The 15,928-nt window shown below is 66.0% G+C and carries 20 protein-coding genes and 1 tRNA gene; 10 read left to right on the plus strand and 11 right to left on the minus strand.

Annotated elements, in window-relative coordinates; translation table 11 throughout:
* Positions 1–84: 84 nt before the first annotated feature.
* The 3 genes from BT183_RS01160 to purC form a co-directional block, all read right to left on the minus strand.
* Positions 85–1,173 carry an acyltransferase family protein gene (locus BT183_RS01160; RefSeq protein ID WP_072338587.1) on the minus strand — a complete coding sequence of 363 codons (1,089 nt, stop codon included), beginning with the start codon at positions 1,171–1,173 and terminating at the stop codon, positions 85–87.
* A 290-nt stretch (positions 1,174–1,463) separates the two neighbouring features.
* Positions 1,464–1,706, minus strand: coding sequence for a phosphoribosylformylglycinamidine synthase subunit PurS (gene purS, locus BT183_RS01165; RefSeq protein ID WP_072338588.1), 243 nt, complete (start codon positions 1,704–1,706; stop codon positions 1,464–1,466).
* A gap of 8 nt (positions 1,707–1,714) precedes the next feature.
* The gene (gene purC / locus BT183_RS01170) at positions 1,715–2,479 is read right to left on the minus strand and encodes a phosphoribosylaminoimidazolesuccinocarboxamide synthase (protein ID WP_072338589.1); all 765 of its coding nucleotides are present in this window, start codon (positions 2,477–2,479) and stop codon (positions 1,715–1,717) included.
* Between the two features lie 206 nt (positions 2,480–2,685).
* Here purC and BT183_RS01175 point away from each other — a divergent pair, with 206 nt between their 5' ends.
* On the plus strand, positions 2,686–3,012 hold the full coding sequence (locus BT183_RS01175; RefSeq protein ID WP_143145721.1) for a DUF1476 domain-containing protein: 327 nt from the start codon (positions 2,686–2,688) through the stop codon (positions 3,010–3,012).
* A gap of 4 nt (positions 3,013–3,016) precedes the next feature.
* On the opposite strand, the gene BT183_RS01180 is transcribed toward BT183_RS01175, so the two are convergent.
* The 6 genes from BT183_RS01180 to rpe all read right to left on the minus strand — a co-directional run bounded on the left by BT183_RS01180 (position 3,017) and on the right by rpe (position 7,674).
* Positions 3,017–4,066, minus strand: coding sequence for a YncE family protein (locus BT183_RS01180; protein WP_084603169.1), 1,050 nt, complete (start codon positions 4,064–4,066; stop codon positions 3,017–3,019).
* Between the two features lie 194 nt (positions 4,067–4,260).
* The gene (locus tag BT183_RS01185) at positions 4,261–4,809 is read right to left on the minus strand and encodes an RBBP9/YdeN family alpha/beta hydrolase (RefSeq protein WP_072338590.1); all 549 of its coding nucleotides are present in this window, start codon (positions 4,807–4,809) and stop codon (positions 4,261–4,263) included.
* Positions 4,806–5,216 carry a GNAT family N-acetyltransferase gene (locus BT183_RS01190; RefSeq protein WP_072338591.1) on the minus strand — a complete coding sequence of 137 codons (411 nt, stop codon included), beginning with the start codon at positions 5,214–5,216 and terminating at the stop codon, positions 4,806–4,808. Before BT183_RS01190 ends, BT183_RS01185 begins: the two co-directional genes overlap by 4 nt.
* Before the next feature lies 1 nt (position 5,217).
* Positions 5,218–6,534 carry an adenylosuccinate lyase gene (gene purB, locus BT183_RS01195; RefSeq protein ID WP_072338592.1) on the minus strand — a complete coding sequence of 439 codons (1,317 nt, stop codon included), beginning with the start codon at positions 6,532–6,534 and terminating at the stop codon, positions 5,218–5,220.
* A gap of 17 nt (positions 6,535–6,551) precedes the next feature.
* Entirely contained in the window at positions 6,552–7,001 is a 450-nt protein-coding gene (gene fosX / locus BT183_RS01200) for a FosX/FosE/FosI family fosfomycin resistance hydrolase (RefSeq protein WP_072338593.1), read from the minus strand.
* Positions 6,994–7,674: a ribulose-phosphate 3-epimerase gene (rpe, locus tag BT183_RS01205; protein ID WP_072338594.1), complete on the minus strand. Its 681-nt coding sequence runs from the start codon at positions 7,672–7,674 to the stop codon at positions 6,994–6,996. The genes fosX and rpe overlap by 8 nt, the downstream gene beginning before the upstream one ends.
* Positions 7,675–7,842: 168 nt before the next feature.
* Here rpe and BT183_RS01210 point away from each other — a divergent pair, with 168 nt between their 5' ends.
* Together BT183_RS01210 and BT183_RS01215 are read left to right on the plus strand one after the other, a co-directional pair.
* The gene (locus tag BT183_RS01210) at positions 7,843–8,580 is read left to right on the plus strand and encodes a cytochrome c biogenesis CcdA family protein (RefSeq protein ID WP_072338595.1); all 738 of its coding nucleotides are present in this window, start codon (positions 7,843–7,845) and stop codon (positions 8,578–8,580) included.
* Positions 8,581–8,691: 111 nt separating this feature from the next.
* The gene (locus tag BT183_RS01215) at positions 8,692–9,879 is read left to right on the plus strand and encodes a GNAT family N-acetyltransferase (protein ID WP_177282344.1); all 1,188 of its coding nucleotides are present in this window, start codon (positions 8,692–8,694) and stop codon (positions 9,877–9,879) included.
* Here the strand turns inward: BT183_RS01215 and radC are convergent.
* Positions 9,874–10,593 carry a RadC family protein gene (gene radC / locus BT183_RS01220; RefSeq protein WP_072338597.1) on the minus strand — a complete coding sequence of 240 codons (720 nt, stop codon included), beginning with the start codon at positions 10,591–10,593 and terminating at the stop codon, positions 9,874–9,876. The two genes, BT183_RS01215 and radC, sit on opposite strands and share 6 nt — an antisense overlap.
* 5 nt (positions 10,594–10,598) lie before the next feature.
* Positions 10,599–11,426: a type I methionyl aminopeptidase gene (gene map / locus BT183_RS01225; RefSeq protein WP_072341329.1), complete on the minus strand. Its 828-nt coding sequence runs from the start codon at positions 11,424–11,426 to the stop codon at positions 10,599–10,601.
* 162 nt (positions 11,427–11,588) lie between these two features.
* Between map and BT183_RS01230 the strand changes: the two genes are divergently transcribed.
* The 7 genes from BT183_RS01230 (at position 11,589) to BT183_RS01260 (ending at position 15,912) form a co-directional block, all read left to right on the plus strand.
* Positions 11,589–12,362, plus strand: a complete 774-nt coding sequence (locus BT183_RS01230; protein ID WP_072338598.1) for a competence/damage-inducible protein A — start codon at positions 11,589–11,591, stop codon at positions 12,360–12,362.
* 35 nt (positions 12,363–12,397) lie between these two features.
* On the plus strand, positions 12,398–12,892 hold the full coding sequence (gpt, locus tag BT183_RS01235) for a xanthine phosphoribosyltransferase (RefSeq protein WP_072338599.1): 495 nt from the start codon (positions 12,398–12,400) through the stop codon (positions 12,890–12,892).
* Positions 12,893–12,934: 42 nt separating this feature from the next.
* Positions 12,935–13,019 (plus strand) — tRNA-Leu (locus BT183_RS01240).
* 302 nt (positions 13,020–13,321) lie between these two features.
* Positions 13,322–13,657 (plus strand): hypothetical protein, encoded by a 336-nt coding sequence (locus BT183_RS01245; RefSeq protein ID WP_072338600.1) that lies wholly within the window; start codon positions 13,322–13,324, stop codon positions 13,655–13,657.
* 244 nt (positions 13,658–13,901) lie between these two features.
* Complete coding sequence (locus tag BT183_RS01250; protein ID WP_072338601.1) at positions 13,902–15,359, plus strand: M81 family metallopeptidase; 1,458 nt, start codon at positions 13,902–13,904, stop codon at positions 15,357–15,359.
* Positions 15,360–15,362: 3 nt separating this feature from the next.
* Complete coding sequence (locus tag BT183_RS01255; protein WP_072338602.1) at positions 15,363–15,659, plus strand: ASCH domain-containing protein; 297 nt, start codon at positions 15,363–15,365, stop codon at positions 15,657–15,659.
* A 70-nt stretch (positions 15,660–15,729) separates the two neighbouring features.
* Positions 15,730–15,912 (plus strand): CsbD family protein, encoded by a 183-nt coding sequence (locus tag BT183_RS01260; RefSeq protein WP_072338603.1) that lies wholly within the window; start codon positions 15,730–15,732, stop codon positions 15,910–15,912.
* Positions 15,913–15,928: the final 16 nt, after the last annotated feature.

Below are 15,928 nucleotides of genomic sequence, written 5' to 3' on the forward strand. Positions count from 1 at the left end.
TGGGCGGGGTTAGGGGATGCGCCCTTTGACCAGCCTTGGCCGAAAAAGGCAAGCCTTGGGCCGCCTTTTGCCAGAACTCGCGACTTATTGCGCCGGCTGGCGCTGCGTCCGGGCCGCGATGTCCTGCCGGCTCCCCGGCGTGCCCGGAATATGGGCCCAGGCCGGCCGGGTAAAGAGGAACCGGCCGATGCCGGTCTTTTCGGTCAGCCACCAGAGGATGAGCGGGGAGACGATGGCGACGGTCATCACGATGGTCGAGAGCAGCCCCACATCCTCGATGATGCCCAGCCGCACCAGAACCGTACGCGTCACCGCCATCGGCAGGGCGAAGGCCAGATAGACCACGATCGACTTGCCGCCGAGCCAGCGCAGCCAGTCCATCGCCGGCACCCTGGCGAGCAGCCCGGCCGAAACGCAGAGCGCCGCCGCCCCGGCAATCGCCAGTACCAGATGCAGCCCCGGCAGCCCGGCCAGCCCCATCTCGACATGGTCGGGCATCACCCGATGGCCGGGTGAAAAGACCAAGAGCCCGTTGATCACCGCCCAGGCGGCGAGCCCGGCCAGCGCCAGTCCCACGCGCCCCTGCGCCTTTTCCACCAGCGCAAAGAGCATCGGGGCCAGCGCGTAGCCGGCATAAAAGAACACGAAGAACTCGGCGAACTGGTCGATCACATAGGCGCCGGTGTGGATCGGCGCCATCTGCAGCACGGCCCCCAAGGTCAGCACCGCCCAGTGCGGCAGCCTGAGGTCATGGGCTACCTTGCTCGCCACTGCCACCACGGCCAGCATGTAGATGAACCACAGGACCCCATAGGGCTCGATCACCGCCCAGGCGAGATACTCTGCCGCCAGCACCGGGTCGCGCTCGCCCAGCCCGACCTTGAACAGGATGTGGATCACCGCCCAGACGACGTAGAAATAGAAATAATGCACCACCCGCCGGTCCGCGAAGCGCGGCCACGGCCGGTCGATCACCTGCGAGAGGAAGAGCCCCGAGATGAGAAAAAACTCGGGCATGCGGAAGGGCGCCGCCCAGCCGATGACATAATGGAGATAGCCCACCCCGCCGGTGTCGGCCCCGACCCCGAAGGCCGAATGCATCATCACCACGAGGATGATCGAGAGGCCCTTGGCCATATCGACCCAGCCCAGCCGCTCGCCACTGCCCGTCATCGCACGCTCCTGCTCGATAGGAGCGGCACGATAGCAGCTTTGCACGCGGCAGGCTGCATCTGCGACGCGAGAGCCTTAAGCGACATGCTTAACGCCACGCATTTGAAGCAGATGCAACGAAAGGATCGAGGAGGCCTCGGCCCCAATCAGACGGGAACGGAGGCGTAGGCGGCAAACAGCACGCCGAGCGAGAGGAAGAACAGAACCGAGAGGGAAACGGCTTTGAGCATGATCACAACATGGAGATCGGGCCGCACGACGCGGCACCGGCCAATCATAGGGGAAAGGAATTAAGGGACGATTTCGATCGCGTAATTTTCGATCACGGTGTTGGCGAGGAGTGCCTCGCACATGCGCGTGAGGTCGGCCCTGGCGGCCGCTTCATCGGTACCTTCGAGCAGGATGTCGAACACCTTGCCCTGGCGCACCGCGCCGACCCCGGCAAAGCCGAGGGATTTGAGCGAGCCCTGGATGGCCTGACCCTGGGGGTCGAGCACACCGGCCTTCAACGTAACGGTGACGCGAGCTTTCATGGCGCGCGCTATTGCACGAGTCGCGGGCCGGTGGTCAATGCGTTGTCGGTTTCCACGAGGATGCCGAGCCGCTGCGCCACTTCCCGATAGGCGTCGACCAGCCCGCCGAGATCCTCGCGGAAGCGGTCCTTGTCGAGCTTGTTGCGAGTCTTGATGTCCCACAGCCGGCAATTGTCGGGCGAGATTTCGTCGGCCAGAACGATGCGCATCACATCGCCCTCATAGAGCCGGCCGCACTCGATCTTGAAGTCGACGAGCTGGATGCCGACGCCCATGAAGAGCCCGGTCAAAAAATCGTTGACGCGGATGGCAAGGCTCATGATGTCGTCGAGCTCGGGCGGGGTGGCCCAGCCGAAGGCGGTGATGTGCTCTTCGGAAACCAGCGGATCCCCGAGCGCATCGTCCTTGTAGTAGAACTCGATGATCGAGCGGGGCAGGGGCGTGCCCAGCTCCAGCCCCAGCCGCTTGCACAGCGAGCCGGCGGCGACATTGCGCACCACCACCTCGATCGGGATGATCTCGACTTCCTTGATCAGCTGCTCGCGCATGTTGAGCCGGCGCAGGAAATGCGTCGGAATGCCCATGCCGTTGAGTCGGGTGAAGATGAACTCCGAGATCCGGTTGTTCAGCACGCCCTTGCCGTCGATGATCTCGTGCTTGGCGCCATTGCCGGCAGTGGCATCGTCCTTGAAGTACTGGACGAGAGTGCCGGGCTCGGGACCCTCATAGAGGTCCTTGGCCTTGCCCTCATAGATTTTCCGCCGACGGTTCATCAGAGCTGCCCAATGTCGATGTGGGGGGTGTGCGATTGCGCCGTTTCATGCGCCAAAAGACTTCCACAATGCAAGCTCTTTCCGCGCCGGTCCCCTCGGGGCGCTCTGGCGCGGCCGGCCCTGCCGTTGATTTGGGGCCTCCCCTCGCTTATGTCGAAGGCGGAACGATGCTGGCGCTGCCGCGCCGGCCAATGGAAGCGGAGACGATTATGGTTGGTTTTGACGACCGCAAGAAGGGCCAGGAAGCCAAGTTCGCCCATGATGCGGAGCTGCGCTTCAAGGCAGAGGCCCGGCGCAACAAGCTCCTGGGCATCTGGGCTGCCGAGCTGATGGGCCTTTCGGGCGATGCCGCCAAGGCCTATGCCGCCGAAGTCGTGGCCGCCGATTTCGAGGAAGCCGGCGACGAGGACGTCTTCCGCAAGGTGTCCGCCGACATCAAGGCCAAGGGCCTGTCGATCGGCGACGACGTGGTGCGCCAGAAGATGGACCAGCTGCGCGAAGTCGCCCGCGACCAGGTGCTCTCCGAAGGCTGATGCCTCAGCGGGGGCGCACCGCCGCCCCCGCCAGTTCCGGCACGTGGAAAAAGGCCAGTGCCTGCTCCTCGCAGGTCATCGCCATCACCGTGCCCGTGGCATCGAAATCGAGCCCCTTGGGCCCGCCCTCCTCGATATTGCTGCGGCCCTTTTCGAAGGTCGCCTCATCGAGCACGCGATACAGCGCCGTCGCATCGCGCGGGCCGGCCCAGTTGCCGTCCGCGCTCTCGAACCGTGCGAGAATCGGCGCCCCGGCATCGGCGACATAAAGCGTCTTTCCGTCGGGCGAAAACCTCAGTCCGTGCGGATAGCTTACCCCGAAGGCGCGCCCATCGGGCTCGCGATTGCGGTCGAGCCTCAGCCTGCGATCGTAGATCATCACGCAGCGCGTCAGATGGCTGCTGACCGCGATCCAGCGCTGGTCGGGGCTGACCGCCACGCCGTCCGGCACGAGCAGCCCGCGCTCGATCACGATGCTTCCGCCGCCCGGCCGGATCGCGCTGCCCTTGAGCGACAGCGGATGGCGCGACACCCTGTGCTTGTAATTGTGGCAGACGAGCAGTTCGGCACTGTCGGGCCCGGTCCTCACCACCGCCACCGATCCGGGGGAATGTATCGCGCTCAGAAGGCCTGCGCGCCCGATCACGGTCTTTGGCGCCCGCGTCATCACGCGCTCTCCCTGCTGGCGCCCCGAGATATCGAAGAGGCTGACAAGCCCTTCCCGGTTGGCAACGACCAGCGTGTCCTCGTCGATGAAGTCGAACCCATGCGGCGCCTTGAGCCCGGCCGGCGAGCGCAGCTCGACATAATCGTTGATGCGCACCACCGGACGCTCGCCGCGCCGGTCGATCACCACATCGAGAATGAAGCACGAGGCATGGGCATAGCCGGCAATGGCGATGCGGTTGTTGCTGGGCGAGAACCGGATGTCCTCGGTCCGCCCGATCCGCTCCAGAGCCTCGCGCGCGATCGCCGAAATCTCGAGATCGAGCGCGGCGCCGAGCGCGTCGCTTATCGGCAGGCTCGGCTTGGGCGGCGGCGGGATGGCGAACATGTGGGGTCTCGAAAGAAATCGGGCGACCTGTGCTATCGCCCTACTGACATCCGCCGCAATATCGGCTGAATGTGCCGACCCAACATCGCCACCATGTGTAACAGGCCGGGCACAGGGCGGCACACCTAAGCCCTCTCCGCACCCGACTCACATTGGAGCAAGCGCCGGCAACAGACTGAGCCGGCGGCAGGATTTCAGATCCGCTGCATCAGCCGCGTCAGCATCATCAGCCCCTCGGGCCACGGGCCGTGCCCCGATGCGGCGTTGATGTGGCCCGCGTCATTGGCGAAGTGGATTTCCGAGCCCCAGGCCGTCGCCATGTCCACGGCCCGCTCCACCGAGCAGAGCGGATCGTTGGTCGAAGCCACAAGCAGCGAGGGGAAGGGCAGGGGGTCGCGCGGCACGGGTCCGAAGGGTTTGGAGGCCGGCGATATCGCCTCGCCCTCATGGTCGGGCGGGGCCACCAGCAGCGCCCCTTTTACCTTGGTGTCCTTGATCCGCTGCGCGGCATGCACGGCGGCCGAAACCCCGAGCGAATGAGCGATCAGCACTACCGGCCGGGTCGACATCATGATCTCGTCGAGGATGCGCCCGGTCCAGTCATTGAGCTGGGGCCGCTCCCACTCCTCCTGCTCGACCACCCGTGCGGTACCGATCCGGCCCGCCCAGCGGCGCTGCCAGTGGTCGGGGCCCGAATTGCCGCGGCCGGGGAGGATGAGGATGTCGGCTTCGGCCAGTCTCATGATTTGTCTTCCCGCGTGCGATAAAAGCCCGCTTCCCAGCGCGTCATGCCGGCCGCTTCGTAAAAGCCCACAGTGTCGCGCTCCGAGAGCAGCGTGAACCCGATGCGCGGGCCCAGGAGCCGCCAGCAGGTTTCGAGGATGCCCCGGCCCACCCCGCGCCGCTGCGCGCTCTCTTTCACCGCGAAATCGGAGCAAAAGCACACCCAGGCATGGTCGGTCAGGCAGCGGGCAAAGCCGAGGATCTCGCCATCTTCCCGCGCGGTGACGATGAAGTTGGCGCCCCGCAGCATTTCCTCGAGCCGGTCGAGATTGTCCACCGGCCGCTTGTGCCGCATGGCGCAGTTGCGCAGCACCTCGGCATAATCTTCTACGCGAAGATCGTTCTCCTGCGCGAAAACGATGGCCATGCTAGGCTCCGAACACGCGGGCAAAGATCGTGTCGACGGCCTTGAGATGATAGGCATCGTCGAACATTGCGTCGATCGCTTGCGGATTCAGTTTCTCAGCGATTTCCGCGTCGGCCTTCAAAAGGCACGCGAATTGCCCGGTCCGGTTGCCGCGCATCTGCCACACCTGCATGGCGTTGCGCTGCACCGCCGCATAGGCCTCCTCGCGGCTCATGCCGGCCTGCGTCAGCGCCAGAAGCACGCGCTGCGAGTTGTGGAGGCCGCCGAGCAGGTCGAGATTGCGCTGCATGTTCTCGGGATAAACGAGCAGCTTCTCGATGACGCCGGCAAGCCGCGTCAGCGCGAAATCGAGCGTTACCGTCGCATCGGGCCCGATCATCCGCTCCACCGAGGAGTGCGAGATGTCCCGCTCGTGCCAGAGCGCCACATTCTCGAGCGCCGGGGTCACCATGCCGCGCACGAGCCGCGCCAGCCCGGTGAGATTTTCGGTCAGCACCGGATTGCGCTTGTGCGGCATGGCCGAGGAGCCCTTCTGGCCGGGCGAGAAATATTCCTCGGCCTCGAGCACCTCGGTGCGCTGCAGATGGCGGATTTCGGTCGCCAGCCGCTCGATCGAGGAGGCGATGACCCCGAGCGTCGCAAAGAACATCGCATGCCGGTCGCGCGGGATCACCTGCGTCGAAACCGGCTCCACCGTGAGCCCGAGCTTGTCGGCGACATGGGCTTCCACGCGCGGATCGATATTGGCGAAGGTGCCGATGGCGCCCGAAATCGCGCAGGTGGCGATCTCGGCGCGGGCCGCTACCAGCCGCGCGCGGTTGCGGTCGAACTCGGCATAGGCCTGCGCCAGCTTCACCCCGAAGGTCGTCGGTTCGGCATGGATGCCGTGGCTGCGCCCGATTGTGATAGTGTGCCTGTGCTCCATCGCGCGCGTCTTGAGCGCGGCGAGCAACCGGTCGATATCGGCGATGAGGATGTCGGCGGCGCGGGCCAGCTGCACCGACAGGCAGGTGTCGAGCACGTCCGACGAGGTCATGCCCTGATGCAGGAAGCGCGCCTCGGGCCCGACGATCTCGGCCACATGGGTCAGGAACGCGATGACGTCATGCTTGGTGGTGCGCTCGATCTCGTCGATCCGCTCGACGTCGAAGCTCGCACCGCCCGCCTTCTCCCAGATCGCCGCGGCGGCCGCCTTGGGCACCACGCCCAGATCGGCCAGCGCGTCGGTCGCATGTGCCTCGATCTCGAACCAGATGCGGAACCGCGTTTCGGGCGACCAGATGGCGGCCATTTCCGGCCGGGAATAGCGGGGGATCATCGCTCAGAAGCCTTCCGTCATGAAGCCGTGGCCGGCACGGGGCCGGCGGCGTAGCGCACCAGCCGCTCGTGCAGCGTGCCGGTATGGAGTTCGAAGAGGTGGTTGTCGGCATCGTGGAAATAGAGCGAACGGCCTTCCCCGTCCACCCTCGGCCGGCTTTCCTCGAGGTCGAGCCCGAGATCGGCGATGCGCTCCCGGTAAAGCTCGAGATCGTCTTCGGCAATGCGGAAGGCCACGTGGTTGTAGCTGCGCTGGGGCAGGGGCTCGCCCTTCATGATCGCGACCCAGATATCGTCCTCGCCCACGAGGAAGAATCGCTCCTCGGAGACCGAAAACGTCGCCTCGCCGCTGTCATAAATCTTCCGCGCCCCCAGTACGCCCGCCAGAATTTCTTCCATCCGATCGAGATCGGAGACGATGAAGGTCATGTGGCTGAGCCCGCGCGGCTGCGGCACCCGCTCAGGCATTGATGGTGCTCCCGGCAGTGCGGATCGCCGCGATCCGCCCCGCATAGGTCCGCGCATCATTGCCGGCATAGACCGATGAGCCCGCGACCAGCACGTTGGCACCCGCCGTGATGATGTCGCCGGCGTTCTCGGCCGTCACCCCGCCATCGACCTCGAGCAAAATCGGCCGCCCGCCGATCAAATGGCGCGCCTGCCGCAGCTTTTCGAAGGTCTGGGGGATGAATTTCTGCCCCCCGAACCCCGGATTGACGCTCATGATCAGCAGCAGGTCGATATCGTCGATGACATGTTCGAGCGCCGAGACCGGCGTTGCCGGGTTGATCGCGGCCCCCGCCTTCTTGCCCTCGGCGCGAATGGTCTGGAGCGTGCGGTGCAGGTGCGGCCCGGCCTCGGCATGCACGGTGATGAGATCGGCGCCGGCCTTGGCGAAGGCGGCGACATAGGGGTCGACCGGGGCGATCATCAGATGCACGTCGAAGGGCTTTTGCGTCTCCTTGCGCACCGCCTGCATCACCGCCGCGCCGAACGAGATATTGGGCACGAAATGCCCGTCCATCACGTCCACATGGATGAAATCGGCCCCTGCCGCGTCGATAGCGCGCACTTCCTCGCCCAGCCGCGCGAAGTCGGCCGAAAGGATGGAGGGGGCGATGAGGATCGGGCGTGCGGACATGGCAAGGCTCCGGGGAAAAACGCTGCTGCCCTTTAGACCCGCCGCCCCGCCTGCCACAAGGGGCCTTTGGTCGAGGGCGATTTGCCGTTCACGTGCTGGGGAGCGACCAGAGCAGGCATTGCGCTTGCCGCCACAAGGGCTACAACGACGCCCGACGGAGGCGCGCGCATGGATGGCTTTTCCTTCTGGCTGGTGTTCGGGGCCGGGGTTCTGAGTTTCCTCAGCCCCTGCGTCCTGCCGCTCGTGCCGCCCTATCTCACCTATATGAGCGGGGCGAGTTTTGATCAGCTGCGCAGCGATGGCGCCACCGCCGGCCTCGTCTGGCGCCGCAGCGTCGTCACCTCGCTGTTCTTCATTCTCGGCTTCTCGCTCGTCTTCATCGCGCTTGGCGCGACGGCCACCGCCTTCGGCCAGCTCTTCCGCCAGGCCCTGCCGATTCTCACCCCCATCGCCGGCATCGTCATCATCGCGATGGGGCTGCACTTTCTCGGGGTCTATCGCATCGGCCTGCTCGATCGGCAGATGCGCCACAATGGCCCGGGCGTTGCCAGCGGGCCGGGCGGCGGGTTCCTGCTGGGTCTTGCCTTCGCCCTGGGGTGGACGCCCTGCATCGGCCCTGTCCTGGCCGCCGTGCTGTCGGTCGCGGCCGGGCGCGAGACCGCGTGGGAAGGGGCGGGGCTCCTCGCCATCTATTCGGCCGGGCTTGGCGTGCCGTTCCTCCTGGCCGGGGTCGCCATCGGACCCTTCCTCACCTTTTTCCAGAGCTTCCGTAAACATCTGGGCATGGTGGAAAAGATCATGGGCGGGCTGCTCGTCATAACCGGCCTGCTGTTTGTCACCGGCCAGTTCACCCGCATCTCCTTCTGGTTCCTCGAGACCTTCCCGGTGCTGTCCACCTTCGGTTGAGCCCGTCTTAACCCTGTTATTTGAAACGTGGTATTGTTGGTCGACTGACCGATACATTGTAAGTGTGCTTAGGGTCTCGACCGCTATGGTGGCGGCATGGAGGATCTCTGCATGCAGCACGACCCGAGCCTTGCCGCGCGCGGCAGCGCGCCCGCTGCACTCACTCCGCGCTTCCGCCGGCTGGCGGGCTTCGCCGAGGCCGAGGCCACATGGCGCGCGCTTGAGGCCAAGGGCGGGCTCGTCTCTCCCGGTCAGAGCTTTGATGTCTGTCGCCTGTGGTGCGAAACGCTCGGCGTGCCGAAAGGCGAGATCGTGCTGCTGCTCGCCGAGGCCGGCGACCAGCCCCTGGCGCTTTTGCCGCTGCGTCGCATTCGGGTGCGCGGCACGCATGTGCTCGGGTGGATGCTGGGCAATCATGTCGGGGCCAATGCCCCGCTGCTCGATCCCTGCCGCTTCGGCGTGCTCTCGTCCGAGGCGCGTGCCGATCTCTGGGCCGGTCTTGCCCGCCTCAGCGGGGCGGACCTACTGTTCCTGCGCGACATGCCCATCGAGATGCCAGACCGCCTGGTGCTCGAAGCCGAGCTTGGCTCCACCGTGCCCTCGGATACGCTCTATCGCGCCCATTTTTCGTCATTTGCCGAAGCCGATGCCGTGCAGCGTAACAAATCCCGTCGCAAGCACGATCGTCAGCAGGGCGACAAGCTTGCGGCGCTGGGAAGCGTCAACTTCGAAACCATCGCCAATGGCGATCCGGAATTTCCCCATGCGCTCGAAACCCTGTTCCGGCAACGTGCCGAACGTTTCGCGCAGATGGGCATCTGCGATCCCTTCGCCGAGCCTGGCATCCGCGCTGCCTATGCCGCGCTTGCTGCGCCAGGCTCGGGGGTGGATGTGCGCATGGCGCTGCTTCGGCTCGATGGCGAGATCGTCGCGGCCCGCTACTGCATCCATAGCGGCGCGGTGTGGTACTGCCTCATCTCCTCGATGAGCACCGAGCCGCGCCTGCAGCCGGGTTCGCCCGGCAAGCAGTGCCTCCTCAATGTCATGCAGCGGCTCTTCGAACAGGGCGAGGCGGTGCTCGACATGGGCTCGGGCCTCAACGACGAAAAGCGCCACTGGTGCAACGAGCAGATCCAGCTTGTGCATCGCTATCTGCCGGTCACGGCCAGGGGCCGGCTGCTCGCCGCCGGCCACCGCCAGGTCAGCGCGCTGCGCCGCCTCGCCAAGGACAACGACACGGTCCGCAGTTTCGTCTACCGGGCCCGGGCGGCGCTGGCCCGCCTCAGGGGCCGCTCATAGCAGCTTGAGGCTGCGCAGCGATGTGTGGCCCGATTTGCCGATGATCACATGGTCATGCACGGTAATGCCGAGCGGCCGCGCGATCTCGGTGATCTGCCGCGTCATCTGCACATCGGCCGATGAGGGCGAGGGGTCTCCCGAGGGGTGGTTGTGCACCAGCACCAGCGCCGTCGCCGACAGCTCCAGCGTGCGCTTGATCACCTCGCGCGGATAGACCGGAGTATGGTCCACAGTGCCGGTCTGCTGCACCTCGTCGGCAATGAGCCGGTTCTTCTTGTCCAAAAACAGGATGCGGAACTGCTCCTTGTCCTCATAGGCCATGGTCGAGCGAAAATAATCGAGCAGCGAGGACCATGAGGAGAGGATCGGCTTCTTGAGGTCGATCTGGTCGCGTGCGAACCGCTGCGCCGCCGCCTGGATGATCTTGAGGTTGGTTACCGTCACGTCGCCCAGCCCCTTGCACTGGGCCAGTTGCGCCGGCTGCGCCGCGAAAACCGCCGAGAACGTGCCGAATCGCGCCAGCAGGTCCTTGGCCAGCGCCTTGGTGTCGCGCCGTGGGATCAGCAGCTGCAGCACCAGTTCGAGCAGTTCGTAATCGGCGAGCGCCTGTTCGCCCGCCGACAGAAAGCGCTGCCGCGCCCGTTCGCGATGCCCCAGATAATGCGGGGTCGCTTCGTTCAGTCCGTCCGCCTCAGCCTTGTCCCCCCGCGGCATCGGCGTCAGCGCCGGGCGGAGAGCGGATTGAACAGCCCCTGGGGCGATGCGGTGAAGATCTCGCATCCGGTTTCGGTGATGCCGATCGAATGCTCGCACTGGGCCGAAAGCGTGCGGTCGCGCGTCACCGCCGTCCAGCCATCGGGCAGGATCTTCACGTCCGGTCGCCCGAGATTGATCATCGGCTCGATGGTGAAGATCATGCCCGGCTTCAGCATCACTCCGGTGCCCGGGGTGCCGAAATGCAGGATGTTGGGCTCGTCGTGAAACAGCTGCCCCAGCCCGTGCCCGACGAAATCGCGCACCACGCTCGTGCGCTCCGCCTCCGCCAGCGTCTGGATCGCGTGGCCGATATCGCCCGTGGTGTTGCCCGGCCTTGCCACGGCGATGCCCGCCGCGAGGCAGTCATAGGTCACCTCGATCAGCCGCTCGGCTTTCCGCCCGATCTCGCCCACCGCATACATGCGCGAGGAATCGCCATACCAGCCATCCACGATCAGCGTCAGGTCGATATTGACGATATCGCCCTCGCGCAGCGGCCGCTCGTCGGGAATGCCGTGGCACACCACATGGTTGATCGAGGTGCAGATCGAATGCCGGTAGCCCTTGTAGAACAGGGTGGCCGGCACCGCGCCATGGTCGCGCGCGAACTCATAGGCGATGCGGTCGAGGCTGGCGGTGGTCACGCCCGGCTTCACATGCTCGACCAGCAGGTCGAGCGCCCGCGCCGTCAGGTTTCCGGCCTTGCGCATGCCGGCAAAGCCCGCCTCGCCATGCAGCGGGATCACCCCGGAGGTGCGGCGGCTCTTGGTTTCGGCATCGACATAGGTGATCATTGCGCGCTCCGGCTGTTGGCCCAAAGGTAGTCGCTGCCTGCCGCGATGAAAAGAGGCGCCGCGCCGTCCATTTCCCCTGCGACGCCGCCATTCTTGACCTTTTCGGGCCGGGAAGGCATTGCATGGAGCCACCGTCATCTCCCGAGCCCCGCACCGATCATGAGCGCGCCCGATACCGTCACTGCCGGCCTCATCGTCATCGGGGACGAAATCCTCTCCGGTCGCACCAAGGACGTCAATATCGGCACCATCGCCGATTTCTGCACCGAGCTGGGCATCGCTTTGACCGAGGTGCGCGTCGTCTCCGACGTGCATGAGGATATCGTGGATGCGGTCAACGCGCTGCGCGCCCGCTACACTTATGTCTTTACCACGGGCGGCATCGGCCCCACCCATGATGATATTACCGCCGATGCCATCGCTTCGGCCTTCGGCGTCGCCCTGCCGATCAATCCCGAGGCCCGCGCCATGCTCGAGGCGCGCTGGGCCACCACCAATACCGAGGCGACCGAGGCCCGGCTGCGCATGGCCCGCATCCCCGAAGGCGCCGACCTCATTGTCAATGCCGTCTCGGCGGCGCCCGGCTTCCGCATCGGCAATGTGCATGTCATGGCCGGCGTGCCCAAGATCATGCAGGCCATGCTCGAATCCATCGCGCCCACGCTCGAGGGCGGGCGCCGCATGCTCTCGGTCACCATTGCCTGTCGCGTGGGGGAGGGCGCCATCGGCGGTCCGCTCGGGCGGCTCCAGGCCGAGTATCCCGACGTCAAGATGGGCTCTTACCCGCAGATGGGCACCGGTGCCGTCCATACCGAGCTGGTCTTGCGCTCGCCCGATCCGGACCGGCTGGCCGTGGCCGCCGACGCCGTGCGCGCCATGGTCTCCGAAGCGCATCGCGCCGCCGGCCTGCCCGCCGCCGACGAACCCTATTGATCCTGTTCCCCCCGTTTTCCGAAGGACCTCCGAGAGTGAACCAGAGCGCGCAGAAAAATTTCCCCGTCACCTGGGACCAGTTCCATCGCGACAGCCGCGCGCTGGCCTGGCGCCTGCAGGGTCTGGGGCCCTTCGATGCCGTGGTAGCCATTGCCCGCGGCGGCCTCGTGCCCGCCACCATCGTGGCGCGCGAGCTCAATATCCGCGTGGTCGAGAGCGTTGCGGTCAAATCCTATGACCACAAGAACCAGGGCGAGATCCGCGTGCTCAAGGCCGTCTCCCCCGAAATCCTCGAGAAGGACCGCACCGGCCGCGTCCTCATCGTCGATGATCTGGTCGATACCGGCAACACCGCCCGCGCCGTGCGCGAGATGCTGCCCAACGCCCATTTCGCCACTGTCTATGCCAAGCCCAAGGGCCGCGACCTCGTTGACAGCTTCATCACCGAAGTGAGCCAGGACACCTGGATCTTCTTCCCCTGGGATCTCGACGTCGCCTATGTGCCCCCCATCTCCGGCGGCACCGACTGACCCTAAGCGTCGCGCCCCACCCGGGCGCGACAGCCACCCTTTGCGGGCGTGGTGAAATGGTAGACACACGGGACTTAAAATCCCGAGGGCCTGGCCCGTGCGGGTTCGAGTCCCGCCGCCCGCACCACTTCAGTTGTCATCAGATGATCGCGGCCGGCGCTCGATCTCGAGCCTATGGCTCTGACGCTGAGCCTTCAAAGGCCCTCATCCTGAACTCGCCCCGGCCCTGATCCTGACTTAGCCTCCTGCCCTCATCCTGAGCCCGTCGAAGGACGAGGGCCGCCACCCCGGTACAAGCCTTCCCGCCGGCGCAAGCATAATTTCTCGCCGGTAACGTCGCTCAAGCGCGGCAATCCCGCTTGGGTGCTCGCAAAACTGCTGCCAGCCTCGCGAGATCGGCACAAGCGCCGGCTCTCGGGGAAAACTCTTATGCGCCTAAGGTCTTTCAGCCTCGCCTTCGTCCTGCTGCTCGGGGCGATGTCCGCCGCATCGGCGCAGTTTCCCGTTCCCGGCATCGATTGTCGGCTGAATGCGGACAGCTCAGCGCTCTCGATCGTCGCCAGCAATCCCGGTGGCCAGCGCTATCAATGCATTGCCCAATGCAAATATTCGGTCAAAGGCAGCCCGGCACTGCTCACGCCGGACTGCACGCGGTTCAACCTCGCCGCCGGAACGTCCGAAAAGACCGTCTGCAGCGTCAAGGGCAACGGGCCGGGGCATTTCACCCGCATCGAGCCCTCCGGCTACACATGCTCGCCCTACTGATCGGCACCAAACCGAATCATCGCTGGCGGATCGGCGCGGCCTCTGGCACACTGATGGATGCGGCGGAACATGTACCGCCTTGCTGGCGCCGGCTGTGACCTCCCGGCCGGCGCTGGCAGCCGCATTGCTCTAGCGCGATGCCACCGATCCTGCCCCGTTCCGGCGCAAGGAACGTGCCCCGCTTGACGCCCATGCCTGCGTGCCGCCCCATGCCGCCTCCGCCCCTTGCTCCGGATCGCGCCCCGTGAAGCTCTTCATCGCCGCCATCGGCACCGAGACCAACACTTTTTCGCCCATCCCCACCGGCTGGGCCGCCTATCGCGAAGACCTGTTCGTGCGTCGCGATGGTTCGCTCACCTCGCCGCACTGGTTCGCCGGTCCCCTGCGTGTCTGGCGCCGGGCCGCCGAGTCCGGTGGCCATGAGGTGATCGAGAGCGTCGCCGCCTTCGCGCAGCCTGCCGGGCCCACTCGCGCCCGCGTCTGGGCCGAGATGCGCCAGATGGTGCTCGACGATCTCGACGCCGCCGGCACCCCCGACATGGTGCTGCTCAACCTGCATGGCGCCATGGTCGCCGAGGGCGAGGATGATTGCGAGGGCGACCTGGCCAGCGCCATCCGCGCCCGCCTGCCCGGTGTGGTGATCGGGGTCGAGCTCGATCTCCATTGCCACATCTCGGACCGGCTGGTCGCGGCCGCCGATATCGTCGTCACCTACAAGGAATATCCCCATACCGATGTCGATGCCCGCGCCGCCGATGTCTACCGGCTCGCTGCCGCTACGCGCTCGGGCGCGATCCGGCCGGCCGTGGCGGTGATCGATTGCCGCATGCTGGCGGTGTGGCGCACCCCGCGCGAGCCGGTGCGCAGCCTCGTCGATGCCATGAGCGCCGCCGAAGGGCAGGGCGGGGTGCTCTCGGTTTCGTTCGCGCACGGCTTCCCCTGGGCCGATGTGCCCGACGTCGGGGCGCGTGTCATCGCGATTGCCGATGGCGATCCGGCGCTTGCCGACCGCACCGCCCGCGCCTTCCAGCAGCGCATCTGGGATCTGCGGTTCAAGACCCGCGATACGCTCCTCACCCTTAATGACGCCATCGGCCGCACGCTTGCGCCCGAGCCCGGGCTCACCATCTTCGCCGATGTCTGCGACAATGCCGGCGCCGGCACCTCGAGCGATGCGACCTTCCTCCTCTCGGCTTTAGTCGAGGCGAGGGCGCGGAACGTGCTCACCGGCCTGTTCTGGGACCCTGTCGCGGTGCGCCTCTGCTTCGAGGCCGGGGAGGGCTCGCGCCTGCCGCTGCGCATCGGGGGCAAGGTCGGACCGTTCTCGGGCCAGCCCGTCGATCTCGATGTCACCGTCCGCGCGCTGGCGCCCGAGGCGTCCCAGACCTACGGCACCGGCCGGCAGGCGATGGGCGATGCGGCGCTGGTGTCCGCCGATGGCATCGATGTCGCGCTCATCAGCCTGCGCACTCAGACCTTCCACCCCGATGCCTTTGCCGCGCTCGGCGCCGACATCCGCGCCTATCGCTCGGTCTATGTGAAGTCGGCCCAGCATTTTTCGGCCGGCTTTGCTCCGGTGGCGGAGCGAATCCTCTATGTTTCGGCAGGCGGTGCGGCGGATCCCGATTTCGAGAGGATTGCCCTGCCGCGCGCCGGCCGGCCGCTCTGGCCGCTGGTGGAGGATCCATTTGCGGGGAACTGAACCATGCTCCTGAAGCGCGAGGTGCTCGAAGCCATCAAGGCCGGCGAGATCGACCTGCAGTTCCGCCGCTGGAGCCGCCCCAGCGTCAAGCCGGGCGGCACGCTCAAGACCAAACTGGGCCTCCTCGCCATCGGCCGCATGGACGAGATGGCGCCCGAGGATGTCACCGAGGCCGATGCGCGCCGCGCCGGCTTTGTCGACCTTGCGGCCTTCCACCGCTGGCTGTTGACGATGAAACAGGGGCCGATCTTCCAGCGCATCGAGGTGCGCTATCTCGGCGAGGCACCGGAGCAAGAATAAGACGTTTCCCTCAGGAACTTCGCTCGGGAGCACCGCGTTGTTAGCAAATACAACAACAAGGGAGCCTCAAATGCATAAGGACGAAGTCAAGGGCGTTGCCAAGCAGGCCGGCGGCGCGATCAAGGAAGCCGCTGGCAAGGTCACCGGCAACGAGCGCCTCGAAGCCGAAGGCAAGATCGACAAGGCCGAAGGCAAGGTCCAGCAGAAGGCAGGGCAGGTCAAAGACGCAGTCCGCGACGGCCTCAAGCACTGAGGCTGGCGTCGCCAGC

It is taken from the genome of Devosia enhydra, assembly GCF_900119845.1.
Taxonomy (GTDB): Bacteria; Pseudomonadota; Alphaproteobacteria; order Rhizobiales; family Devosiaceae; genus FPKU01.

What these genes read in the sequence shown, in the direction of transcription:
- BT183_RS01160 (WP_072338587.1), bottom strand. Translation starts at nt 1,173, where the DNA reads ATGACGGGCAGTGGCGAGCGGCTGGGCTGGGTCGATATGGCCAAGGGC.
- purS (WP_072338588.1), bottom strand. Translation starts at nt 1,706, where the DNA reads ATGAAAGCTCGCGTCACCGTTACGTTGAAGGCCGGTGTGCTCGACCCC.
- purC (WP_072338589.1), bottom strand. Translation starts at nt 2,479, where the DNA reads ATGAACCGTCGGCGGAAAATCTATGAGGGCAAGGCCAAGGACCTCTAT.
- BT183_RS01180 (WP_084603169.1), bottom strand. Translation starts at nt 4,066, where the DNA reads ATGTTCGCCATCCCGCCGCCGCCCAAGCCGAGCCTGCCGATAAGCGAC.
- BT183_RS01185 (WP_072338590.1), bottom strand. Translation starts at nt 4,809, where the DNA reads ATGAGACTGGCCGAAGCCGACATCCTCATCCTCCCCGGCCGCGGCAAT.
- BT183_RS01190 (WP_072338591.1), bottom strand. Translation starts at nt 5,216, where the DNA reads ATGGCCATCGTTTTCGCGCAGGAGAACGATCTTCGCGTAGAAGATTAT.
- purB (WP_072338592.1), bottom strand. Translation starts at nt 6,534, where the DNA reads ATGATCCCCCGCTATTCCCGGCCGGAAATGGCCGCCATCTGGTCGCCC.
- fosX (WP_072338593.1), bottom strand. Translation starts at nt 7,001, where the DNA reads ATGCCTGAGCGGGTGCCGCAGCCGCGCGGGCTCAGCCACATGACCTTC.
- rpe (WP_072338594.1), bottom strand. Translation starts at nt 7,674, where the DNA reads ATGTCCGCACGCCCGATCCTCATCGCCCCCTCCATCCTTTCGGCCGAC.
- BT183_RS01210 (WP_072338595.1), top strand. Translation starts at nt 7,843, where the DNA reads ATGGATGGCTTTTCCTTCTGGCTGGTGTTCGGGGCCGGGGTTCTGAGT.
- BT183_RS01215 (WP_177282344.1), top strand. Translation starts at nt 8,692, where the DNA reads ATGCAGCACGACCCGAGCCTTGCCGCGCGCGGCAGCGCGCCCGCTGCA.
- radC (WP_072338597.1), bottom strand. Translation starts at nt 10,593, where the DNA reads ATGCCGCGGGGGGACAAGGCTGAGGCGGACGGACTGAACGAAGCGACC.
- BT183_RS01230 (WP_072338598.1), top strand. Translation starts at nt 11,589, where the DNA reads ATGAGCGCGCCCGATACCGTCACTGCCGGCCTCATCGTCATCGGGGAC.
- BT183_RS01245 (WP_072338600.1), top strand. Translation starts at nt 13,322, where the DNA reads ATGCGCCTAAGGTCTTTCAGCCTCGCCTTCGTCCTGCTGCTCGGGGCG.
- BT183_RS01255 (WP_072338602.1), top strand. Translation starts at nt 15,363, where the DNA reads ATGCTCCTGAAGCGCGAGGTGCTCGAAGCCATCAAGGCCGGCGAGATC.
- BT183_RS01260 (WP_072338603.1), top strand. Translation starts at nt 15,730, where the DNA reads ATGCATAAGGACGAAGTCAAGGGCGTTGCCAAGCAGGCCGGCGGCGCG.